The organism is Chryseobacterium herbae (genome assembly GCF_025154075.1).
GTDB lineage: Bacteria > Bacteroidota > Bacteroidia > Flavobacteriales > Weeksellaceae > Chryseobacterium > Chryseobacterium herbae.
Map to the genome: position 1 here is coordinate 308208 of NZ_JAOAMU010000007.1, position 24129 is coordinate 332336.

At 37.8% G+C, this 24129-nt stretch carries 25 protein-coding genes and 1 other RNA gene; 21 read left to right on the plus strand and 5 right to left on the minus strand.

Features of this window, described 5'->3' with window-relative positions; all coding sequences use genetic code 11:
* Window positions 1-20 precede the first annotated feature (20 nt).
* Entirely contained in the window at window positions 21-2852 is a 2832-nt protein-coding gene (uvrA, locus tag N0B48_RS20545) for an excinuclease ABC subunit UvrA (RefSeq protein WP_259841092.1), read from the plus strand.
* Between the two features lie 53 nt (window positions 2853-2905).
* Here the strand turns inward: uvrA and N0B48_RS20550 are convergent, their stop codons facing one another.
* The gene (locus N0B48_RS20550) at window positions 2906-3286 is read right to left on the minus strand and encodes a DUF7079 family protein (protein WP_259841094.1); all 381 of its coding nucleotides are present in this window, start codon (window positions 3284-3286) and stop codon (window positions 2906-2908) included.
* Between the two features lie 43 nt (window positions 3287-3329).
* Entirely contained in the window at window positions 3330-3815 is a 486-nt protein-coding gene (locus tag N0B48_RS20555) for a hypothetical protein (protein WP_259841096.1), read from the minus strand.
* Window positions 3816-4020: 205 nt separating this feature from the next.
* Between N0B48_RS20555 and N0B48_RS20560 the strand changes: the two genes are divergently transcribed.
* Window positions 4021-4155 (plus strand): bacteriocin-like protein, encoded by a 135-nt coding sequence (locus tag N0B48_RS20560; RefSeq protein ID WP_259841097.1) that lies wholly within the window; start codon window positions 4021-4023, stop codon window positions 4153-4155.
* A gap of 44 nt (window positions 4156-4199) precedes the next feature.
* Here the strand turns inward: N0B48_RS20560 and N0B48_RS20565 are convergent, their stop codons facing one another.
* Window positions 4200-4754: a YqhG/Tai3 family protein gene (locus N0B48_RS20565; protein ID WP_259841099.1), complete on the minus strand. Its 555-nt coding sequence runs from the start codon at window positions 4752-4754 to the stop codon at window positions 4200-4202.
* A 130-nt stretch (window positions 4755-4884) separates the two neighbouring features.
* Here N0B48_RS20565 and N0B48_RS20570 point away from each other — a divergent pair, with 130 nt between their 5' ends.
* From N0B48_RS20570 to N0B48_RS20580, 3 genes are all read left to right on the plus strand, one after another.
* A complete protein-coding gene (locus N0B48_RS20570; protein ID WP_259841101.1) occupies window positions 4885-5397 on the plus strand; it encodes a DUF421 domain-containing protein in 513 nt (170 codons plus the stop codon).
* A gap of 5 nt (window positions 5398-5402) precedes the next feature.
* Window positions 5403-5897: a GNAT family N-acetyltransferase gene (locus N0B48_RS20575; protein ID WP_259841103.1), complete on the plus strand. Its 495-nt coding sequence runs from the start codon at window positions 5403-5405 to the stop codon at window positions 5895-5897.
* A gap of 146 nt (window positions 5898-6043) precedes the next feature.
* Complete coding sequence (locus tag N0B48_RS20580; RefSeq protein WP_072923909.1) at window positions 6044-6277, plus strand: hypothetical protein; 234 nt, start codon at window positions 6044-6046, stop codon at window positions 6275-6277.
* A 45-nt stretch (window positions 6278-6322) separates the two neighbouring features.
* On the opposite strand, the gene N0B48_RS20585 is transcribed toward N0B48_RS20580, so the two are convergent.
* On the minus strand, window positions 6323-6637 hold the full coding sequence (locus N0B48_RS20585) for a DUF4286 family protein (protein WP_034725437.1): 315 nt from the start codon (window positions 6635-6637) through the stop codon (window positions 6323-6325).
* Window positions 6638-6785: 148 nt separating this feature from the next.
* Between N0B48_RS20585 and gyrA the strand changes: the two genes are divergently transcribed.
* The 6 genes from gyrA (at window position 6786) to N0B48_RS20615 (ending at window position 13928) form a co-directional block, all read left to right on the plus strand.
* The gene (gene gyrA / locus N0B48_RS20590) at window positions 6786-9371 is read left to right on the plus strand and encodes a DNA gyrase subunit A (RefSeq protein WP_259841107.1); all 2586 of its coding nucleotides are present in this window, start codon (window positions 6786-6788) and stop codon (window positions 9369-9371) included.
* Between the two features lie 28 nt (window positions 9372-9399).
* A complete protein-coding gene (locus N0B48_RS20595; RefSeq protein WP_259841108.1) occupies window positions 9400-10428 on the plus strand; it encodes a tetratricopeptide repeat protein in 1029 nt (342 codons plus the stop codon).
* A gap of 161 nt (window positions 10429-10589) precedes the next feature.
* Window positions 10590-11426, plus strand: a complete 837-nt coding sequence (locus N0B48_RS20600; RefSeq protein ID WP_034725441.1) for a 1,4-dihydroxy-2-naphthoyl-CoA synthase — start codon at window positions 10590-10592, stop codon at window positions 11424-11426.
* Between the two features lie 91 nt (window positions 11427-11517).
* Window positions 11518-12447, plus strand: coding sequence for a 1,4-dihydroxy-2-naphthoate octaprenyltransferase (menA, locus tag N0B48_RS20605; RefSeq protein ID WP_259841112.1), 930 nt, complete (start codon window positions 11518-11520; stop codon window positions 12445-12447).
* A 12-nt stretch (window positions 12448-12459) separates the two neighbouring features.
* Entirely contained in the window at window positions 12460-12906 is a 447-nt protein-coding gene (locus N0B48_RS20610) for an SRPBCC family protein (protein ID WP_259841113.1), read from the plus strand.
* A gap of 335 nt (window positions 12907-13241) precedes the next feature.
* Complete coding sequence (locus N0B48_RS20615; protein WP_259841115.1) at window positions 13242-13928, plus strand: metal-dependent hydrolase; 687 nt, start codon at window positions 13242-13244, stop codon at window positions 13926-13928.
* A gap of 105 nt (window positions 13929-14033) precedes the next feature.
* On the opposite strand, the gene ffs is transcribed toward N0B48_RS20615, so the two are convergent.
* Window positions 14034-14131, minus strand: an RNA gene (gene ffs, locus N0B48_RS20620) — signal recognition particle sRNA small type.
* A 130-nt stretch (window positions 14132-14261) separates the two neighbouring features.
* On the opposite strand from ffs, the gene N0B48_RS20625 reads away from it, so the two are divergent.
* The 10 genes from N0B48_RS20625 (at window position 14262) to kdsB (ending at window position 24008) form a co-directional block, all read left to right on the plus strand.
* Complete coding sequence (locus N0B48_RS20625) at window positions 14262-14861, plus strand: DUF4199 domain-containing protein (RefSeq protein ID WP_259841117.1); 600 nt, start codon at window positions 14262-14264, stop codon at window positions 14859-14861.
* Between the two features lie 16 nt (window positions 14862-14877).
* A complete protein-coding gene (locus N0B48_RS20630) occupies window positions 14878-15828 on the plus strand; it encodes a glycosyltransferase family 2 protein (protein ID WP_259841119.1) in 951 nt (316 codons plus the stop codon).
* Between the two features lie 1129 nt (window positions 15829-16957).
* Window positions 16958-17335, plus strand: coding sequence for a hypothetical protein (locus N0B48_RS20635; RefSeq protein ID WP_259841121.1), 378 nt, complete (start codon window positions 16958-16960; stop codon window positions 17333-17335).
* Window positions 17336-17353: 18 nt separating this feature from the next.
* Window positions 17354-18082 carry a DUF3667 domain-containing protein gene (locus N0B48_RS20640; RefSeq protein WP_259841123.1) on the plus strand — a complete coding sequence of 243 codons (729 nt, stop codon included), beginning with the start codon at window positions 17354-17356 and terminating at the stop codon, window positions 18080-18082.
* 7 nt (window positions 18083-18089) lie between these two features.
* Entirely contained in the window at window positions 18090-18791 is a 702-nt protein-coding gene (locus N0B48_RS20645) for a GIN domain-containing protein (protein WP_259841125.1), read from the plus strand.
* A 62-nt stretch (window positions 18792-18853) separates the two neighbouring features.
* Window positions 18854-19210 (plus strand): four helix bundle protein, encoded by a 357-nt coding sequence (locus N0B48_RS20650; protein ID WP_259841127.1) that lies wholly within the window; start codon window positions 18854-18856, stop codon window positions 19208-19210.
* Between the two features lie 195 nt (window positions 19211-19405).
* Window positions 19406-21121 carry a phospho-sugar mutase gene (locus tag N0B48_RS20655; RefSeq protein WP_259841181.1) on the plus strand — a complete coding sequence of 572 codons (1716 nt, stop codon included), beginning with the start codon at window positions 19406-19408 and terminating at the stop codon, window positions 21119-21121.
* Between the two features lie 63 nt (window positions 21122-21184).
* Window positions 21185-22438, plus strand: coding sequence for a pyridoxal phosphate-dependent aminotransferase (locus N0B48_RS20660; protein ID WP_259841129.1), 1254 nt, complete (start codon window positions 21185-21187; stop codon window positions 22436-22438).
* 223 nt (window positions 22439-22661) lie between these two features.
* The gene (locus N0B48_RS20665) at window positions 22662-23282 is read left to right on the plus strand and encodes a hypothetical protein (RefSeq protein WP_259841131.1); all 621 of its coding nucleotides are present in this window, start codon (window positions 22662-22664) and stop codon (window positions 23280-23282) included.
* 3 nt (window positions 23283-23285) lie between these two features.
* Window positions 23286-24008, plus strand: a complete 723-nt coding sequence (gene kdsB / locus N0B48_RS20670) for a 3-deoxy-manno-octulosonate cytidylyltransferase (protein ID WP_259841132.1) — start codon at window positions 23286-23288, stop codon at window positions 24006-24008.
* Window positions 24009-24129 lie beyond the last annotated feature (121 nt).

Here is a 24129-nt window from a genome sequence, read left to right on the forward strand (position 1 = left end):
AGGCAGAGTCACTTCAAATTATGAGCAAATCAACAGAATATATAGAAGTTTACGGAGCACGTGAACACAACCTTAAAAATATTAATGTTAAGATCCCGCGAAACGAGCTGGTAGTGATTACCGGGCTTTCCGGAAGCGGAAAATCTTCTTTGGCTTTTGATACGATCTTTGCCGAAGGACAGCGCCGTTATATTGAAACATTTTCAGCGTATGCGCGTCAGTTTTTAGGCGGTTTGGAGCGTCCTGACGTAGACAAAATCGAAGGACTTTCTCCGGTTATTGCCATCGAGCAGAAAACAACCAATAAAAACCCACGTTCCACGGTAGGAACGGTTACTGAGCTTTATGATTACCTGCGTCTTTTATATGCAAGGGTTTCCGATGCCTACTCTCTGTCTACAGGGAAAAGATTGGTAAGCTACACGGAAGACCAGATCCTGGATACGATCAAAGAAAATTATAAAGGCGAAAAAATAATGCTGATGGCTCCTGTGGTACGTTCCAGAAAGGGACATTACCATGAACTTTTCGTGCAGATGGCCAAGAAAGGCTATGGCCAGGCAAGAATCGACGGTGAACTTCAGGATATTGAATACGATCTGAAACTTGACCGTTATAAAACCCACGATATCGATATCGTCATCGACCGTTGGATCATCGGGGAAAACGCCTCTGAAACCAGAATGGAGAAATCTCTGCGTACCGCTATGGAAATGGGTGAAGGGATCATCGGAATTCAGAAACTGGGAAGCACAGACATCGAATATTTCTCGAAAAACCTGATGGATGCCGAAACAGGTCATTCACTGGCGCTTCCGGAACCGAATACATTCTCTTTCAACTCTCCGAAAGGAAGCTGTCCGGATTGTAAAGGATTGGGAACTATTAAAAAGATCAATACAGATTATTTTATTGAAAATTCTAAACTCTCCATTAATCAGGGAGGATTATTGCCGTTGGAAGATATTAAATCCAACAAATGGATCCTGTCTCAGATTAAAAATATCCTTGAGATCTTTGGATTGGGAATGGCCACGCCAATGCAGGATATTCCTGAAGAAGCTCTGGATTACATTTACAACGGATGTCACAAAGAATTTAACAAAGACCTGAAATACGCAGGAATTACCAAAAAGATAAAAATAAGCTTCGATGGTCTGATCACTTTTATGGAAGAGATCATCGACGAAAGAGAATCTTACGAAGCCGTTCTGTTGGAAAGACACTTCACCACTGAAGAAACCTGCCCGGAGTGCGGAGGAACCCGTCTTCAGCCGGCAAGTTTAAGCTTTAAGATAGACGGAATGCATATCGCTGAGGTAAATGCTTTAAGCTTATCCGATTTAAAAGAATGGTTATCCCACATTAAAGATAAGTTCTCAGAGAAAAATAAAATCATCGCCTACGAGATCTTAAAGGAAATTGAAACAAGACTTCAGTTCCTTCTGGATGTAGGTTTGGAGTATCTGAGCTTAAGCAGAAGCTCGAAAACACTTTCCGGAGGAGAATCTCAAAGGATCCGTTTGGCAACACAGATCGGCTCACAGCTTGTGAATGTATTGTATATTCTGGATGAACCGAGTATCGGGCTTCACCAGAGAGATAATGAAAGACTGATCAGTTCATTAAAGAACCTTAGAGACATCGGAAACTCCGTAATTGTTGTTGAACATGACAAAGATATGATCCTGGAAGCCGATGAGGTGCTGGATATCGGTCCGAGAGCGGGAAAATTCGGAGGAGAAATATTGTGGCAGGGCAAACCGAAAGATCTTTTAAAAGCAGATACGATTACTGCGCAATACATCAACGGAAAAAGGAAAATTGAAGTTCCTGCAGAAAGAAGAGCCGGAAACGGAAAAAACATTCTTTTAAAGGGAGCTACAGGAAATAACCTTAAAAATGTCACGCTTGATATTCCATTAGGAAAACTGGTGGTGGTAACCGGAATTTCAGGAAGCGGAAAATCTTCTCTGATCAACGGAACTTTATACCCGATCCTTAACAAACATTTCTACAGAGCCGTTCAGGAACCTCTTCCGTATAAGAAGATTGAAGGACTCGATAATATTGATAAAATTGTAGACGTAGACCAGACGCCGATCGGAAGAACACCCCGTTCAAATCCTGCGACCTACACCGGAATGTTTACAGACATCAGAAATCTTTTTGCAGAACTTCCGGAAAGTAAGATCCGTGGCTACAAGCCGGGAAGATTCTCATTCAACGTAAAAGGCGGAAGATGTGAAACCTGTCAGGGTGGCGGACTGAAAGTGATTGAAATGAATTTCCTTCCGGACGTTTATGTTCACTGCGAAACCTGTAACGGAAAACGTTTCAACAGAGAAACTCTCGAAGTACGTTATAAAGGAAAATCAATCTCCGACGTACTGGATATGACCATTGATGAAGCGGTAGACTTCTTCCAGCCGATTCCTAAGATCTTTGCTAAGGTGAAAACCCTTCAGGATGTAGGATTGGGATATATTACTCTTGGACAACAATCGACGACCCTTTCAGGAGGTGAAGCACAGCGTATCAAGCTTGCTACGGAACTTTCAAAAAGACAGACCGGAAATACGCTTTATATTTTAGATGAGCCTACAACCGGACTCCACTTTGAAGATGTAAAAATCCTGATGGAAGCCATCAATCAGCTGGTAGAACTTGGGAACTCATTCATTATCATTGAACATAATATGGATGTGATCAAACTGGCCGACCATATCATCGACGTAGGACCGGAAGGCGGAAAACACGGCGGACAGATCGTAGCCCAGGGAACTCCTGAAGAGATTGTCAAGTCTAAGAAGAGTTTAACCGGGAAGTTTTTGAAACGGGAACTGGAATAAGAAAATATCTATTTAAGTATATAAAAAAAGAATTTGTGAAAGCAGATTCTTTTTTATTTCCTCTTCATTTCATTGTAGATACTTTCAAGCTTTTCCCAATAATCCTCCTGCATCCACCCATATTTCTTGTAACCGATCCGAATCATCAGATTTTTAAACCTGTTTTTGGTTTCAAGATGAGCGGTAATAGCCTCAACCAGCCATTTTTCATTAAAACAGGCCCATTCACCCGCGGGTTGAAGCAGGTTGGACTGAAGAAGCGGGAAAACTTCATAGGTATTAATGGTTTTCACTTCTTCAAAAGTATATGGACTTTCAAGAATTGTTTTTGCAATATATCGAAAATCGGAATCCTGAAGTTCCGTATCCAAATAAAAATCAGAAAGAGCGATCCATACAGGAGTTCGCTCTTTACTATTGACTGTTTTTAACATTATACTTTTTTGAATAATGAAAATCTTGTTGGAGTCCGGGATTCTATAAAGGAGAGATGTAAACCTCTATTTTAGTTCCGTCGTAATTAAAAGTTCCGTCAGAATTACGCTTACCCAAGACCCATTTCATATCTACGGGCACTGACCAAGCTGTTCCTAAAGAGAAACCGTTCACAGATCTGATCTCCGAACCGCTTCCGGTAGTAACCGCTGAGTGAAACCAGGTCTTATCTCTTACTCTGTAAAAACCGATGGCCTTTCCTTTGGGAAGCACGGAATATCCATCCCATTGTTCTCCTCCGGAATAATCGAATTTGTTAAGCCATCCCTGTGCATGATACTGTACCAGTTCAGTGGGAGATATCGCGGCACCTCTCATATATAAAGCATAAGCGACCACATCATGACATATTCCTTTGTTGTAGTTGCCCATATCATCCTGACCGGAAAGAAGACCGTTAGAAATCAACGTCTTTTTTATGGGATCCAGTTGGCCTGAATAGGCTCCTTTGGCTGTTATAATTTCCATATTTTTAATTGTTTTAGTGTATGTTTTTGGTGTAGTGAAAGATACGCATTAAATATTAAACAATATTTCCCTATTGGTAGATCTACTTTTGATTTAGTATAAATTTTTCATAATGACCTATAAATAATGAAAACTTTAAATATTAAACTGTAATAAACAGATCATGAATTCGTTATAAATTTGTTAAACATAAAATTAAAACGATATGAAAAATTTAAAGAAACTAACAAAAACCGATTTGAAATCTGTGTATGGCGGAGAACCAAAGAAATATTGTGTATTCTGCGAATGGATGAATAAAGTAGTATGCAGCGAGGTTCCGATTTCTCAATGCCCTTAAAAAATTAAAGCTGCTCTTAGGGCAGCTTTTTTTATGATGAGGTTTTACTTATTGGCGTTTTGAGTGAATTCTTTTAGGCTTGCCTTCAGGTCTTTCGTATTTCCAATACTGTCAAAAAGAATATTATCAATTCTCCAGCCTTGACCGGAATTGATCAACTGTACATGATCAGTCCATTTAATTTTCGGTGGCGAAAGGGTGTATTCAAGTTCAATAGCTACATTGGCTGAGGTTCGGGAAGGATCTACCTTGACCGATTTTATTTTATATCCGGTGTATCCTTCATAGAGACTGGAGAAAACAGCTCCTTCGAACAATAGCGGTTTTTCATCGGGATGATCGCTTTTTTTTACCCTTTCAATATCTGCCTCTGATGCGTGAATAGCGTCTTCCAATGTTTTTTTTAGTTCCGGAGAAAACAGACTGTTGGAGAAAGATTGATTGTAAATCGATTTTTTTGAACCGTCATATTCCGTATACAGCTGATTAACCTTTTTGGTAATTTCCGTATCAGCCGATACAGACGGGTGGGTTTCATTGTTTTTACAGCTTACGAGAAACAGAAAGCCGCTTAAGCATAAAAATAATTGTTTGATCATGAATGTGATTTTTTTTCATTGAAGGCTCAAACCCTATGCCGATTTTTCTAATTTATTTCATTGAATAGGTTAAAAATAAATTGAGGAGCCAATCATAAAAATGTATACATTTGAGTATAAAACATGATTTGTGAATCCTATTCTTGATGTTGTCTTACGTTCGTTGTGTGTTTACCTTTTTATGGTAATCGCAATCCGTCTTTTTGGTAAAAACCAGCTTTCCCAGCTCAATGCAGGGGATGTGGTATTGCTGCTCCTTATTTCCAATGCCGTTCAGAATGCCATGGTGGGACCGGATACCTCATTGCAGGGCGGTCTTATTGCTGCGCTTGTTCTTTTTGCGGCCAACTTTATTTTAAAAAGGCTCATGTTTGCCAACCGGAAATTCGAAACCTTCATGGAAGAAGATCCTGTAGTCCTGATCAGAGATGGAGTGATAGATCAACCTGCCTTGAACAGGGTAAAAATCACCCGTGATGAGCTGGAAGAAGCGATAAGGGAACATGGTGTAGAAAAAATACAGAATGTAAAGCTCTCTATTCTTGAAGTGGACGGAAATATCAGCGTTGTTTCTCAGGACGAAACACAGACACAGACCCATTATTCAAGAATAAAAAGAAGGAACAAACGAAAATACCATTAAATAGTATGAATTACGAATTACGGGAAATGCTTCCCAGCGACGAAAAAAGGGTGTTGGAAATATTCAGACAGGGGCTGGAAGGCGGTATGGCTACTTTTGAAACCGAAGTTCCTACGGCCGAAGCCTGGAATATGGAATATTTCAATGACTGCCGCTGGGTATTGGAAAATGAAACGAATGAAATAGTAGGGTGGTGCGCTTTGAAATTGGTAAGCAAAAGAGAATGTTATAAAGGAGTGGCTGAAGTAAGCATTTATTTTGAGAATTCTTATCAAGGGAAAGGTTTAGGGTCAGTGTTGCTGAAAAAGATGATTCTCGACAGCGAAAGCCACGGATTCTGGACATTACAGGCCAGTATTTTCCCGGAAAATGAAGCGTCCATAAGATTTCACCAGAAAAACGGCTTTAGAACCGTAGGTGTCCGCAAGAAAATCGGAAAGCTGAACGGACAGTGGAAAGACGTTATCTTGATGGAAAAGAGAAGCGAAATAATAGAGTAATCAGAAGTTAGAGGTTAGAAATTAGATATTTGTGTGAAACTTTGAAATATATCCCGAAACTAACTTCTAAATTCTCATATCTAACTTCTTTTCAAATTTTGGCATCAACCTTGTTATCTCCCTATTGAAATTTGAAAAAGTAGAAAATGAAAAGTTTGATTAAAATGACGGGAGTTGTAACGGTCCTGTTCATGTTGTCATCATGTGTAGTGCATGATCAACATGTGAGAAGGGTTCCACCGGGACACGCCAAGAAAATGTATGGAGGAAGCGCAAGGTATTATGCTCCGGGACATGTGAAAAAAAGAGTGTATTACTACGACGATGACGACAGAGGCCGCGGCCACAGACACAAAGGAAAGAAACATCACAGAGATTGAGAAAAATAAAAAAGCCCTGATTTTTTCAGGGCTTTTGATTTGTATTTAAAATCTGGATTTTTTAGGATTCAGGAATGTGTTGAAGATCATCACTTCGGTTCCGAATTTTTTCTCGACCCTTTCTGCAATGTTCAGCATTTCACTTTTAATAAAGTCTTCCCTGAGATCTTCATTGTCAAAGATCAAAAGAAGATTATAATTCTTACCTTCGTCTATATAATCCGTGTGTACTTCAGAAAGAATATATTTGTTGACATCCATCAGGTTTTCCGCCATCTGGACCAGTGTTTCGTCAATATAATTTTCCCATTCTTCAATATTGTTTTTCGTGCAGTGGAAAGTTATACTCAATAAGCTCATATTTTATGAATTTTTAAGATTTTGTGGATAAATTCTAGTGCAAAAATCGGTAAAAATTTCGTAAATTAGCCCGTTAATAAAAATTGGAAATAAATAATTTTCAGACGCACAGCTAAAGGTCTGACTGTCATTATAATAAAATTTGTTTATGCAAAAAGAAGGAGAAAGACTGATTCCTATCAACATTGTTGATGAAATGAAATCGTCTTATATCGATTATTCGATGTCGGTTATCGTTTCAAGAGCGTTGCCGGACGTAAGAGACGGCCTTAAACCCGTTCATAGAAGAGTACTTTATGGTATGTATGGATTAGGGGTTTTTTCTAATAGAAAACATTTAAAATCTGCCAGAATTGTTGGGGATGTTTTAGGTAAATACCACCCGCATGGAGACTCGTCTGTTTACGATGCGATGGTAAGAATGGCGCAGCCTTGGAGCTTACGTTATCCACAGGTGGACGGACAGGGTAACTTCGGTTCAATGGACGGTGACCCGCCTGCAGCAATGCGTTATACAGAAGCAAGACTGAAAAAAATATCTGATGATATTCTTTCGGATTTAGATAAGGAAACCGTTGATTTTCAGAATAACTTTGATGATAGTATGACGGAACCAACCGTTATGCCTACAAAAATTCCAACGCTGTTAGTAAACGGAACATCAGGTATCGCTGTAGGTATGGCTACCAATATGGCGCCGCACAATTTATCAGAATCTGTAGATGCTATTACTGCTTATATCGATAATAAAGATATTACGATCGATGAATTGATGCACCACATTACGGCGCCGGATTTCCCTACAGGAGGGATTATCTATGGTTACGACGGAGTGAGAGACGCTTTCCATACCGGAAGAGGAAGAGTAGTGTTGAGAGCAAAAGTGAATTTCGAGGAAATCGGAAACAGAAATGCAATTATCGTTACAGAAGTTCCTTACCAGGTAAATAAGGCGGATATGATCGCCCGAACAGCTGAATTGGTTAAAGATGATAAAATTGTAGGAATTCATGAGATCAGAGACGAATCGGACAGAAATGGTCTGCGTGTCGTTTATGAACTGAAAAATGATGCGATTCCTAATGTTGTCTTAAACCTGTTATATAAGTATACAGCACTTCAGACTTCTTTCAGTGTGAATAATATTGCATTGGTTAAAGGAAGACCGGAACAGCTGAATTTAAAAGATATCATCCATCACTTCGTAGAGCACAGACATGAAGTGATCGTGAGACGAACTCATTTTGAGCTTAAGAAAGCGAGAGAAAGAGCGCATATCTTAGAAGGTTTCATGAAGGTGATCGGTGCTCAGGATTCTCTGGACAGAGCTATCTCGATTATCCGTCACAGTGCTAACCCTCAGGGTGCAAAAGAAGGTTTGATCGAAGCATTTGACCTTTCTGAAATCCAGGCTCAGGCTATTCTTGATCTGAGATTGGCACGTCTTACAGGAATGGAGCTTGATAAGATCCGTGACGAGTACGATGCAATCATGAAAGAGATCATGAACTTGGAAGACATCTTGGCGAATGAGCCGAGAAGATTTGAGATCATCAAAGAAGAGCTTGCTGAAATTAAAGAAAAATATGGTGACGAAAGAAGAACTGCTATTGACTTCTCAGGAGGTGAAATGTCTATCGAAGACATCATCCCGAATGAAGCAGTGGTTCTTACGATTTCGCACGCAGGATATGTTAAGAGAACTTCTCTGTCTGAATACAAAATTCAGAGCAGAGGTGGGGTAGGAAACAGAGCGGCAACCACAAGGGATGAAGATTTCCTTGAGTACATCGTTTCTGCGACCAATCACCAGTATATGTTATTCTTCACAGAAAAAGGTAGATGTTATTGGCTAAGGGTATTTGAAATTCCTGAAGGATCTAAAACTTCAAAAGGAAGGGCAGTACAAAACCTTATCAATATCGAGCAGGATGACAAGATCAAGGCTTATATCAGAACCAACAACCTGAAAGACGCTGAATATGTTAACCAGATGAGCGTAGTAATGGTGACCAAGAACGGGACTATTAAGAAAACGTCTCTTGAAGCGTATTCAAGACCAAGGGTAAATGGTGTGAATGCTATTGAGATCAGAGATAATGACCAGTTATTAGGTGCATATCTTACGAATGGTACTTCTCAGATTATGATCGCTACTAAAAACGGTAAGTGTATCCGTTTCCCTGAAGAAAAAGTAAGAGAAGTAGGTAGAGGATCTATCGGGGTTCGTGGAATCAGCATGGATGAAGATGATGAAGCAATTGGTATGATTGTTGTGAATGATGTGGACAAAGAAACGGTTCTTGTCGTATCTGAAAAAGGATATGGGAAGAGAACTGCTGTAGAAGACTACAGAATTACCAACAGAGGAGGAAAAGGAGTTATCACCCTGAACATTACCGAAAAAACAGGAAATCTGATTGCTATTCAGAATGTGACAGACGAAGACGGATTGATGATCATCAATAAGTCCGGTGTTGCCATCAGAATGAATATGGATGAAATGAGAGTAATGGGTAGAAATACGCAGGGAGTAAGAATGATCAACCTTAAGAAAAATGACGAAATTGCAGCGATTGCAAAAGTAGAAATGGACAAAGATGTTGAAGATGATTCTGAAGAAAATGTAGAAGGGACAGAAATTGTAGCCGATAACCAGGAAAGCAATACAGAACCTCAGGCTGAAAAGGAAAGTCCGGCTGAGGAAAATGAGAATTCTGATTCTGAAGAATAAAAAGTACAATTAATATAATATAGTTATTATGAAGAAACTCATTTTAGGTATAGCCATCGTAGCTTCTGCTTTCGTTTTCGGTCAGAAGAACGATGTAAATGCCAAGTTACAGGAAACGAATAAAGCTGCAATGGATGCATATACTGCAAAAAATTACACCGTTGCTGCACCTAAGTTTATAGAAGTGTATAACTTGCTAAAAACCAACGGACAGGATGATAAGATTTACATGTATTATGCAGGGTTGAGTTATGCGTTAGCCAATAACAATGACGAAGCCATCAAAATATACACAGAGCTTATCAATTCCGGTTTTACAGGTATTCAGACCACGTATACTGCAAAAGAGAAAAAATCCGGTCAGGTAGTTCCCTTAGATAAAACAACCTGGGATCTTATGAAGAATAAGAACAATGACTATTCAGATTTCAAAACTGAACAGACACCAAGTGTTGAGCCGGATCTGTATGAAACATTAACGACATTACTTCTTAATGCAAAGAAACCTAATGAGGCATTAGTAATCATTGAAAAAGGATTGGCTAAATATCCGAATAATGTTAAACTTAAAGACGCTCAGGGTACTGCGTACTACGAGTCAGGAAATACAGAGAAGTTTATCGGAGCTCTTAAAGAGCAGTTAGCTAAAAATCCTAATGATGCGACCAACTGGTACAATCTTGGGGTAATGCAGTCTAAAAATCCTGCTTCTTTAGAAGATGCCATCACATCATTCAAAAAAGCAATCGAGATCAAACCTGACTTCGATAACGCTTACCAGAATCTTGTGTATACAGTGATCGGGGAAGATTCTAAAATCGTAGACCAGATCAATGCGACAAGAAAAGATAAGCCGGATGAAGCGACCAAGCTGATTGATGCAAGAAGAGAGCGATTTGCGAAAGCACTTCCGTATGCTGAAGGATGGTACAAAGCTGCACCTAAGAACATCGATGCTGTTACTGCCTTGAAAGAGATTTATGTAGTGACTAAAAACATGGATAAAGTTAAAGAAATGAAAGCTAAAGAAACTGAGCTTAAAGCACAGGGGAAATAGTTATTCTTTAATTGAATAATAAATGAAAGCCGGAACAGAAATGTTCCGGCTTTTGTTTTTAATGTCCTGAAAAACATATCTGTTTTTTACTGGTATTATCGTTAAATTTCACCTTAAAAATTCTCTGCAATTCCGTATCTTTGAGAAAAATTTTTTACAAGATGATAGAGTGGAAAACCGTCAAAGAATACGAAGATATTACCTATAAAAAATGTAATGGTGTAGCAAGAATTGCTTTCAACAGACCAGAACTTCGAAATGCTTTTCGTCCAAAAACGACTTCCGAACTGTATGATGCTTTTTATGACGCCTCTGAGGATTCCTCAATAGGTGTTGTTTTGCTTACCGGAGAAGGACCAAGTCCTAAAGACGGAGGTTGGGCTTTTTGTAGCGGAGGAGATCAGAAAGCGAGAGGACATCAGGGATACGTAGGAGAAGATGGAAGACATCGTTTGAATATTCTTGAAGTTCAGCGTCTGATCCGTTTCATGCCAAAAGTGGTAATCGCGGTGGTTCCGGGATGGGCTGTGGGCGGCGGACATTCACTTCATGTGGTGTGCGATCTTACTTTAGCGAGTAAAGAACACGCTATTTTCAAGCAGACTGACGCGGATGTGACAAGTTTTGACGGAGGATACGGATCTGCTTACCTGGCCAAAATGGTAGGACAGAAAAAAGCCAGGGAAATATTCTTTTTAGGAAGAAATTATTCTGCTCAGGAAGCGATGGACATGGGAATGGTGAATGCAGTGATTCCACACGCAGAATTAGAAGATACAGCGTACGAATGGGCGCAGGAAATTTTAGCTAAATCTCCATTGTCTATCAGAATGCTGAAATTCGCTATGAACCTTACAGACGACGGAATGGTTGGCCAGCAGGTATTTGCCGGTGAAGCAACCCGTTTAGCGTACATGACGGAAGAAGCGCAGGAAGGAAGAAATGCATTCCTTGAAAAAAGAAAACCGGACTTCGGAGAAAATCAATGGATCTCTTAAAATAAGAAGTTAGAGGTTAGAAATTAGATACTAGACCTATGCGTTTTTTAAATCTAATTTCTAGCTTCTAATATCTAACATCTAAATATTTATGTCGGATTGGATAAAAGCCGCAAGGCTAAGAACTTTGCCGCTATCATTAAGCGGAATTATTATGGGGGCTTTCATTGCAAAATGGAGGCTTTACCGTGAAGGCGGAACGTGGGACTGGAGAATTTTTGCTCTGGCTCTTTTAGTAACGCTGTTGTACCAAATTTTATCAAACTATGCCAATGACTACGGTGACGGCGTAAAAGGAACTGATGCCAAAAGAATCAATGAAGCGGAAGCGAGAGCGGTAGCCTCAGGAAGGATTACGGCCAAGCAGATGAAAAATGCAGTCATTCTTTTTTCTGTCCTGTCATTTGTAGCCACAATTGGGCTTTTATATGTAGCATTTTTCCCTGATTTTATGAAAGAGTTTTATACTTTCATCGGATTGGGTGTTGCTTGTATTTTAGCAGCTATTGGTTATACAGTAGGAAAGAAACCTTATGGATACATGGGATTGGGAGATCTTTTTGTATTTGTATTTTTCGGATTGGTTTCGGTATGCGGAAGTTATTTTCTGTTTACGAAAACCTTCAGCTGGGATATGCTGTTGCCGGGAACAGCCATCGGAATGATGAGTATGGCGGTTTTAAACCTGAATAACATGAGAGATATTGAAAGCGACAGACTTTCCGGGAAAAACAGTTTAGCCTTAAGAATAGGCTTTAAAAATGCAATGATCTATGAAATGGTGTTGTTACAGCTCCCGTTAATCTTAATTCTTGTCTTTTTAGGGGTAAATGGTTTTATCCAGGCGCAGAACTATTACGTTTTTATCGTCATGATCCTTCTGTTGCCATTGATGAAGCTGAGAAGAAATATCATGACTGTAAAGGAGCCAAAAGAACTGGACCAATATCTGAAGCAGGTGGGGATCATGACTTTTATGATGGCCGTTCTTACAGCATTTGGACTTAATTTTTTTAACTAAAATAATACCACTATGAGTACTGATGTTTTTGTTGAAGCTCAGATGTTGATCAGAAAGCCGGTTGCGGACGTTTTTGAAGCATTTATCAATCCTGAGAAGACCACACAGTTCTGGTTTACAAAATCTACCGGGAAACTGGAAGAAGGGAAATCTGTAACGTGGGAATGGGAAATGTATGACATGAAATCCAATGTGAAAGTTCACAATATCATTCCTAATCAACTGATCAAAACAGAGTGGGGCGATCCGGCAGTACAGGTGGATTATGAATTTAAAGAAATGGAGAAAGGAACGCTTGTGATCATTAAAAGCTATGGCTATGCCCAGTCAGGTGAAGACCTGCTGAGAACGGTTAATGATAATGCAGGCGGTTTTACGACAGTTTTAGATGGTTGTAAAGCCTATCTTGAACATGGAATTAAATTAAACCTGATTGAAGATAAATTTCCCCAGAAATAAAGAATGAAAAATACTTTCACCTACAAAATAACTTCTTCTGTATCACTTTTGTTGGCGATCATATATTTGTATGAATTGATGAGTTATTTTGGAGGGGTTAAAAAATTATTTCGGGAAATTAATTTAACGGCCTTAATTTTTACCATTTTCGTCATCTTTAATTTTTTACTTTCCATCTTACTCTTGACGAAAAAGATAAAATCAAAAGTACTTCTTATCATTTTCCAAATTTTGATAATCATAGTAACATCTTGGGTGTTATTTGAAATTTATTCTTGAAAAATAAGTAATCATCAATTCGAAAATGATCTCTTAATTAATAAAATCAATTAAAAATGAAAATACAATTTTTAGGACAAAACTGTTTTTTGTTTACGTACAAAGACAAAACAATTTTAAGTGATCCTTTTTACAATTACAAAAAAGCGGAATCAGGATTTGATATATCGGCACAGAAGATCGATTATATCCTACTGACTCATGCTCACGGTGATCATATTGCTGATGTTGCAGAAGTACTGCAGCACCATCCGGATGCTACTGTAATTGGGGTACCTGAAGTATGTGCCTATTTTAAAACAGCGAAAAATAAAGATGATGTGAACTTAGGAGGATCGGCAAAAATCGACGATCTTAAAATTTCTATGGTACCGGCTCATCATACGAGTTCGTTCCCGGATGGGAGCTACGGAGGTGTTCCTGTAGGCTATATTTTCAGACTTCCTGAAGGAAAGAACATCTATTTGGCCGGAGATACAGGTGTAATGGCTGATATGGAGCTGTTCCCAAGACTTTACGGGAATATTGACCTGTCTATCCTGCCTATCGGAAGCCACTACACGATGTGCCCTAGAAAAGCTTCTTTTGCAGCAGCGGAATTATTGAAAACTCCAAAAGTAATCGGTTGTCACTTTGATACTTTTCCTGCCATTGAGATCAATCACGAAAGTGCACTGAAGCATTTTGCAGATAAAAATGTAGAGCTGGTGCTTCCTAAATTAGGAGAGGAGTTTGAATTTTAAATAAAAAATGAAAGGTAATCCGGAAATTAGAATGGAAATGTTGAAAAGTATAGAAACAAAAAAAGATAATCTTCCAATTACCTTACTTCAACTTAAATTAAAAAAAAATGGCAAGCTACCTAAATCACACCGCTACGACCAATTACCTTTGCTGTGTTCCCACCCTGGAGGGTTCTCAGGAGCTGGTTGTTTAGGACTTGCCGTTGCAAAGGTAGGAATAATTTATAAACTTCAAAATATTATTAAAGAAAATTAGTGGAAAAAATGCAGTATTAAAGCTAAACAGCTGGAATTTAGTGCAATAATTTTTCAACTTTTTTTAAAAAATCTAACATGACGAAAAGTCCATCAACATTAGGAATTATACTTTTTATCGCTACAATGATCATCTTTTTTGTAGCATATTTCTTTTTCTCAGGAATCAATTATTTTGAAACCTCATTGAAAATCAACGCGTTCGTGCTGCCGATCATTTATGCGGGAGCCGCGTTCTGGTCCGTAAAGTCGTTCTGGAACAAAAATAGAGTGGTAAGTTTTAAAGATGCGTTCTCAAGAGCGTTTGTTCCGATGTTCATCGGGGGAATTCTTTCCATCTTCAGTATGTATGCTTTCCTGAATTTCGTAGATACGGATGCGAAAAAGCTTCTTAACTACCAATATGTACAGAGACAGAAAAATGAATTGGATACTGAGTATCAGTCTGCAAGGAAAATTATGAAGCATCAGAAAGATATTGATGAATTAGACAAAAAGTACAAAGAAAGGCTTCCAAGCTTCTCTCCCAAGGCCGTTAAAGGAAAAGATATGCTTACGGCAAGTCATTTTTCAGGATATTTTGCGGCAATTCTTATATTTTACGTAGTTTTGTCAGTGTTTTTTGGAGCGTTTTTCAGAACGAGATCCGTTTACCAGGAAACAGAAAATCAAGAATAATTTTTATTAGAATTAAATGAATTTATCTATAGTTATTCCGTTATTAAACGAAGAAGACTCTCTGGAAGAACTTTTTTCAAGGATTGATAATGTATGTTATACCAACAGCTTATCATATGAAATCTGGTTTGTAGATGACGGAAGTACAGATCTATCATGGAGTATTATCGAAAATATGAAGGTTCAGCACCCTCAGATCCACGCTATAAAATTTTCCAGAAATTACGGTAAATCACAGGCCCTTCATGCCGCTTTTGAAAGATCAAACGGAGATGTGGTGATCACAATGGATGCTGATTTACAGGATTTTCCTGAAGAAATTCCGGAACTTTATAAAATGGTTATTGAAGACAACTACGACATCGTTTCAGGTTGGAAAAAGAAACGTTTTGACAATGTAATGACGAAAAATGTTCCGTCAAAATTGTTCAATGCGGCAGCCAGAAAAGTTTCAGGCGTTTATCTTCACGACTTCAACTGTGGTTTGAAAGCATACAAAAAACAGGTGGTGAAATCAATTGATGTGTACGGAGATATGCACCGTTATATTCCAGTATTGGCTGCCAATGCAGGTTTCAGAAGAATTACGGAAAAAGAAGTACAGCACCAGGCAAGACCTTACGGAACTTCAAAATTCGGAACCGAAAGATTTATCAGAGGATTCCTGGATCTTGTAACACTTTGGTTTGTAAGTCGTTTCGGAGGAAGGCCCATGCATTTCTTTGGTGCGGTGGGAACTGTAATGTTCATCGTAGGTTTCCTATCTGCACTATGGTTAGGTGTTTCAAAACTGATTGATGTAGCGAGAGGAATTTATGGTCATTTGATCACCAACAACCCTTGGTTTTTTATTGCTCTAACGATGATGATGATGGGAACATTGCTTTTCATTGCCGGATTCTTAGGTGAAATGATCATCAGAACGAACAGAGAACATAAGAATTATAATATTGATGAAGTAATTTAATACATTAAATACATCATTAAAAACTCATAAAATCCCCAGGAAGGTCTAGAGCTTTTTGGGGATTTTTTTTTGCAATTTTCTTTATTGGAATAGCATTTAAATATTTTTTTTTGGTAATCGCTAAGGCGCAAAGGCTTTACAATGACGCTGTTGTTAAGGCGCAATAAAATCAAAGATTTTCAGCAAGGTTTACTGAATCAATGTTTTTACAGGAACGGAATGTAGCGGCTCTGCCATAAACCTTATAGGTTTCGAAAACCTATAAGGTTTTATAACGATGGTACTAAGGTTTAAAAAATCAAGATTTTAGAAGTAATCAAATTTTATCGCAGATAAAATCCTTGCGTCTTAAAGCATAAAGAAGGTAAGAATCTTTGCGACTTTGCGGAAAACCAACACATTAAATAAACTAACTTTTTTTTGGTAAACGCCAAGGCGCAAAAGTTTTACAATGATGCTGTAGTTAGGACGCAAAAAAAATCAACGATTTTCAGTAAGGTTTATTGAATTGATGTTTTTACAGGAACGGAATGTAGCAGCTCTGTCATAAACCTTATAGGTTTCGAAAACCTATAAGGTTTGAATAAATACGACCAATTCATCTACAATAATTTTAATCGTTGATAGACTCCTCATAATGACGGTATTAAATTTTATCGCAGATAAAATCCTTGCGTCTTACAACATAAAGCAGGTAAGGATCCTTGCGACTTTGCAAAAAACCAACACATTAAATAAACTAACTTTTTTTTTGGTAAACGCGAAGACGCAAGGGTTTTACAATGATGCTGTTTTAAGACGCAATAAAATCAAAGATTTTCAGCAAGGTTTACTGAATTGATATTTTTATAGTCATAAATCTATAAGGTTTTATTAAGGGCTAAGAAAATCAAGATTTTTCAGTAAGATTTACCGTATAGAGATTTGAGCAGTAATCAATTTTATCTTCGATAAAATCCTTGCGTCTTAAAACATAAAGCAGGTGAGAATCCTTGCGACTTGGCGAAAAACCAACAAATTAACCCAACACATTTCAACAAATCAAAAAATACAAAATATTAGCAGATAACGCAATTACACAACCATTTCCGAAGCCATTTTTCTTTATATTTGTGTGTAATTTATAAAATTGATAACACAGCAAAACAAGCCGGTAAAATTTATTTTCATCATTTTTTCCTTTCTGTCTCTGTCTTCCTGCACCTCTTCCAGACTTCTGGGATCCTGGGAATTCATAGATTTATATGATGGAGTAGTGACTGAAATTGACACATTGAAGTCCAAAGAAAATAATTCCAAATATGGAACAGGAACTTTGACTTTCAATAAAGACAATTTCTTTATTTCAATGGAAGAATCGGGGAGTTATCAAAGAAAAAATAAAACTTTGAAGATGAAATATCCTGCTGTAGATACTGTTGTGATGAATATTTCTTATGAAAGCAAAAATTATTTATTACTGTCAGCGGGGAAGGATCCGAAAACCTGGTTTTACAGGAAAAAATAAAATATACAGATTTTTACAATGAACCCAAAAAGCTGTTTGAACTGCGGTTATGAGATCTCCGGTGAGTTTTGTTCTCATTGCGGACAGAAAGCAGATACAGCAAGAATTACCCCTCATTCATTGATTAAAAGTGATATTTTAGGATCGATCTGGCATATAGAAGAAAGGTTTTTCAGAACATTGAAACACATTTTATTTGGCCCTGGAAGAATGGCGATGGATTATATTTCCGGGAAAAGAATTAAATATTACAATCTGTTTTCATTATTGCTTATTTTGTTCGGATTCAATGTGTTAACAATGCATTTTTACTTAGATCTGAACCCTGCGGAAATTCCGAAAGACAGTGCTAAAATCCTGCACTTTTTTTCCAAATATTCCAAAACCATCCTTTTTGTAATCATCCCAATGTTGGGGGTCAATGCTTTTTTCATTTTCAAAAGGATAAAATTGAATATTGCCGAGCATTTTATCATCGGAACAGTAAGCCTGTTAGGAATTTTAATCCTATTTTTGTTTAATGATATGGTAAGTCTTATCGGTCTGTGGCAACCTGCAGCGAAGATTTTTGCTATTCTGGATAAGGCTTCAGTTGTACTTCTCATTCTCTTTCCGGCAGTTACGTATTGGAATGCATTTAAAAATTCATACTCAAAACCGGGCCTGCTTTGGAGAGTATCGGTACTGTATGTCCTGATGGGAATAGAAAGTCTTGCTATAATTATGATTTTATATAGAATATTTTAAATTGAATATGAAAAAAATATGGTACACATCACTGCTTGTAGCGGCGGTTTCCTGCGGAAAAGTTTCTCCGAAAGGAACTATTGAAAGGAAAGACGTGGATGTTTCAGAATTTGTGAATCTGGATCTGGAAGGTAAGTTCCGTGTATTTTATGCCAGAGGGGATAAGAATTTTGTGGAAATTGAAACCTATCCAAATGTAGCCGGCAATCTGGATGTAGATGTAAAAGACAAGACCCTTTTTATCAAAGAAAAACGGTGTACAAAAGGAGTAGATTTCTATAATGTGACGATTTATTCAAAATATAATCTTGAAAAAGTAGCTGTTGCAGACTCTGTGGAAATGAACATTTCGAGTGAAATTAAGACCGACAATTTTAGGCTTAATTTAAAAAATAATGCTACATTTATGGGTTCAGTGAACACGAGAAGAGCAGAAATTGATATGCAGAATAAAAGCCGGGCCAACTTTTTGGGACTGACTAAAAACGCCGTGATAAAGATCTCAGACACAGCAAGTCTGATCGCTCCTTACTGGAAAATAGAAAACCTGAATATTGATTCTAAAAACGGAAACTACGCAGAAGTTAATGTGAAAGATTCTCTCAAAGGAAATATTCAGAACACTGCAAAATTCATCTATTACAACAACCCGATCCGTGCCTTTAAAATTGATAAGCAGGCTCGTGTGGAAAACAAGAAATTGGATTAATTAAAATAGAAAGGAAGATGGGAGATGGAAGAGGGAAGTTATCATAGGCAAAAAAGAAATGGATGAGTTTCAAATTTGAGAAATTGATTATTTGGCAAAAATCTATGGATTTCGGGGAGATTATCTTTAAATTGTCCCAGGGTTTTCCAAAAGATGAAGCTTTTAATCTGACTTCTCAGATAAGGAGGGCGTCAGATTCAGTAGGACTTAATATTTCAGAAGGAAGTATTTTACAGTCGAAACCGGAATTTAAGAAATTTCTTGGATATGCAATCCGTTCTTTAGCTGAAACCGTGACCTGCCTGTATAAGGCAAAAAATCGAAATTATATTTCAGAAGAAGAATTCAGGACCTTGTATAATGAGAGTTATAATTTAATGAATCAGATTATAGCTTTTAGAAACCAGTTAAAGGATTAAGGAGTAGAAGTCGGATTAATAAAATTAAAAAATAAGTGGAAGTTGGAAATTGAGACAAAAATCTCTCCCATCTTAAAAAGGCTTCATCTTCCAAACAAAAACAAACAGAATAGTAAAACAAAAGCAGGAACTTTGAATTTGGACGTAGAATTTCCTCCATCTTCAAACTTCCAGCTTCCAAACTTAAATACACATATGACAACATTAGAAAAAGCGCAACTTTGGTTAAGTGATACATTCGATAAAGAAACAAGAGATGCTGTACAGGCATTGATCGACAGCAATTCCCCGGATCTGGAAGATTCTTTTTACAGAGAACTTGAATTCGGAACTGGAGGAATGAGAGGTATCATGGGAGTAGGAACCAACCGCTTGAATAAATATACATTGGGACAGGCTACACAGGGACTGGCCAATTATATGCTTCAGCAGTTTAAAGGAGAGGAAATTAAAGTAGCGATTGCTTATGACGTTCGCCATAATTCAAAAGAATTCGGGAAACTTGTTGCTGATGTTTTAACAGCAAACGGAATTAAAGTACTTCTTTTCAAGGATCACAGACCAACTCCTGAATTATCTTTTACCGTAAGAGACAAAAAATGTAACGGAGGAATTGTATTGACCGCATCTCACAATCCACCTGAATACAACGGGTATAAAGTATACTGGAACGATGGCGCACAGATTGTACCGCCCCATGATGAAGCCATTATCAATGAAGTATATTCTGTGAAATTTGACGAAATTAAATTTGATGGAAATGATGATCTGATCGAATGGATCGGGGAAGAGCAGGACGACGTGTATATCGATGCCTGTCTTGAAAATTCTACATACCAGAATGTAGGGAAAGAGAATTTAAATATCGTTTTCACGTCTATTCACGGGACAACATATACTACGATTCCGAAAGCTTTGGAAAAAGCGGGATTCAAAAAAGTGGATCTGGTAAAAGAACAGATGATTCCAAGCGGTAATTTTACGACGGTAGAATCTCCAAACCCGGAAGAACCTGCCGCACTGGAAATGGCGATGGATCTGGCAAGAATTACCAATGCTGATATCGTCATCGGAACAGATCCGGATGGTGACAGATTAGGAATTGCCGTAAGAAATCTGGATGGAGACATGCAGCTTCTGAATGGGAATCAAACCAATACAATCCTTACTTACTATATTTTAAATGAGTGGAGAAAGCAGGGAAGAATCACCGGAAAAGAGTTCATTGGTTCTACGATTGTAACTTCAGATATTTTCTTTGATATTGCTCAGAAATTCGGAGTTGAATGTAAGTCCGGACTGACAGGATTCAAATGGATCGGAAAAATGATCCGTGAAGCGGAAGGAACACAAAAATTTGTCTGCGGTGGTGAAGAAAGTTTCGGTTTTATGACCGGAGATTTTGTTCGCGATAAAGATTCATGCGGAAGTATCCTTGTGGCATGTGAAATTGCTGCATGGTGCAAAGCCAACGGTAGAACAATGTATCAGTACATGATTGAGATCTATGAAGATCTGGGAATGTATTACGAAGGACTGGTGAATATTGTCAGAAAAGGAAAAGAAGGTGCTGAAGAAATTCAGAATATGATGAAAAATTTCCGTGAGAATCCACCAAAAGAACTGGCAGGATCACTGGTAGAAGAAGTGAAAGACTTTAAAGAACAGACCAGTTTCACTGTTTCAAAAAATGAAACAAAAGTAATGAACGACATTCCAAAATCGAATGTACTGATTTATTATACCCAGGACGGAACCAAAGTTTGTGTAAGACCTTCAGGAACAGAACCGAAAATTAAATTTTATATCTCTGTAAAAGACACGGTAACGTCTGAAGCAGATTTTAAAAATAAACTGCAATTATTAGAAGCTAAAATCGAGGATGTAAGAAAAGATTTGAAATTAGATTAATCTTACAAATCGTGAAAAAATGAATGTGGTAAGCAATTATTAGTAAATTTAAATAAAAATAAAGTGAAAGTTTCAAAATTAGCGGCGAACCTGATTGGTTCCGAAATCGTAAAAATTGGTAATGAAGTAAATGATTTAAAAGCAAAAGGAGCGGAGATAGCCAATCTTACTATTGGTGACCTGAATTCTAATCTATATCCTATCCCGGCACTGCTGAAGGAAGAGATTCAGAAAGCATATCAGAATAATCTGACGAATTATCCGCCTGCCAACGGACTTTTATCTTTAAGAACAGAAGTTTCCAAAGACCTGAAAAACAGATGGAACCTGGATTATTCACCGAACGATATTTTAATTACTGCGGGATCAAGACCTTTGATTTATGCAGTTTACAAAACCATTGTAGATGAAGGTGATAAAGTAGTATATCCTACACCGTCTTGGAACAACAACCATTACGCTTACCTTACTTCCGCAGAAGCTGTAGAAGTGAAAACCACTCCTGAAAATAATTTCCTTCCGACAGCAGACGATCTGAGACCTCATTTAGGCGGTGCCGTTCTGTTAGCGCTTTGTTCACCATTAAATCCTACAGGAACAATGTTTACAAGACAGCAGCTTTCAGATATCTGTGAACTGGTTCTTGAAGAAAACAAAAAAAGAAGAGCAGATGAAAAGCCGTTGTACCTGATGTACGACCAGATCTATTCTAACCTTACTTTCGGTGCAGAACATGTAGATCCTGTTTCTCTTTTCCCTGAACTTAAGGAATACACTATTTATATCGATGGAATCTCTAAATGCCTTGCTGCAACAGGTGTACGTGTAGGATGGGGATTCGGTCCTGCTCATATTTTGGATAAAATGAAAGCTCTTCTGACGCACGTTGGAGCATGGGCGCCAAAACCTGAACAGGAAGCTACCGCAAAATTCTATGAAAACCCTGAAAATGTAAATGTTTTCGTGGAAGATTTCAAAGGAAAATTAGAAGAAAGCTTAAAAGTTCTTCACGGTGGAATTCAGGATCTGAAAGCAAAAGGATTGTCAGTAGAAAGCATCGAGCCAATGGGAGCTCTATATCTTACCATCAGACTGGATTATATCGGAAAAACAAAACCTGACGGATCTGTGATTGAAAATTCTTCCGACTTAGTTTTCTATCTGATTAATGATGCCGGTGTTGCTCTTGTACCATTCTCAGCTTTCGGAGAAGCAAAGTCTGAACCTTGGTTCCGTGCTTCCGTAGGAGGTTTGGCTGTGGATGAGATCAAGGTGATGCTTCCGAAGCTTGAAAATGCTTTAAATAATCTTAAATAGTTTTTTAATGTAACAATCTAATAATGTATCAATGTAACAATTCCGGTATTTACAATATTCGTAAACTGTTAGATTGATACATTGTTACATTAAAAATAAAAATAGATGCTTCGACTTCGCTCAGCATGACACCCTTATAGTCAATAGGTAGTATTAGCAGTGTCACGCTGAGCGCAGTCGAAGCGTTTTTGAAAATAAAATATAAATAAATCGGGTTATATTAATGAAATTTCCCAAAAAGCTCTTTCTGGAAACCAAGCTGTTGAGTTATTCAACCTTAGGAATTATAGTTTTGGTAATTCTAAGTGTGTGGCTTTCAGGAAAAGGTTCTCACAGATCTTTATTTCAGAATTCAATCTTATCCACATCCATTTTAGCGGGTACCTTTTTTCTGTTTATCAGCTTAGGATTGTATTATGGTCTGAAATTGAAAGAAAATGTAGGAAGTGTGTTAAATAAACATAGGTTAAAAAAATATTCTGATAATGTTCCGGCAGTGGATGGTTTCGATTTTGACCCTCCTGTTGTTGGTGATGGCATAGCAGCAGCGATACTGTCTGTTATTTTGTGGATTATATTTACCATTGTTTTTGCAGCACTTTTATATTTTTTAGGATTTTTGTTTTGGGCAGCTGTTTTATTTTTTACTGCCATGCTGTATTGGATTTTTTTCAGGGCCTTGCGTCTGGTATTTAAAAATTCAGGAAAATGTAAAGGAAATATACTGAAAAGCCTTACTTTCGGACTGTTTTACTCTTTACTCTATATCTCCTGGATCTACGGAATTATCTTTTTAGCGAATTATATGACTCATTATTCAGAAACCATAACTTTTAATTTATAATCAATGAAAATCATAGCTGTCATTCCTGCACGTTACGAAGCAAGCCGCTTTCCTGCAAAGCTGATGCAGATGCTGGGTGAAAAAACCGTGATCACGACGACCTATCAGAATGTAGCGGAAACAGGACTGTTCGACGAAGTATTTGTAGCGACGGATTCAGAAATTATTTTTGAAGAAATCGTGAAAAACGGAGGAAAAGCCGTGATGACCGGACAGCATGAAACCGGCAGCGACCGTATTGCAGAGGCCGTACAGAACATCGATTGTGATATTGTGATCAATGTTCAGGGTGATGAACCTTTCCTTAAATTAGAGCCTCTGAGACAGCTTATCGACGTTTTTAAAGATGATGACAACCAGGAAATCTCTCTGGCATCCTTAAAAATAAAACTGACGGAAAAAGCAGAAATCGAAAACCCGAATAACGTCAAAGTGATTACCGATAACAATGGATTTGCGCTTTATTTCAGCCGTTCTGTGATTCCTTTTCATAGAGAAGTTTCTTATGATGTGAGTTATTTTAAGCATATCGGAGTCTACGCTTTCAGAAAACATGCGCTGCTTCAGTTCTCCAAACTGGAAATGAAACCGTTGGAAATATCAGAAAAGATAGAATGTATCCGTTATCTTGAATATGGGATGAAAATCAAACTGATAGAAACCAATTTCATCGGAGTAGGGATCGATACACCGGAAGATTTGGAGAAAGCGAGGAAATTAATTTGAAAATGAATTAATTTGGAAATTTGAAATTGCATAAGTGAAAAGCATGACTGATGTTCAACGCTTTTGTTTTTTCGCCCAATTCCTCTTATATTTGAATGAATATACAAGCTGTACATGAGGA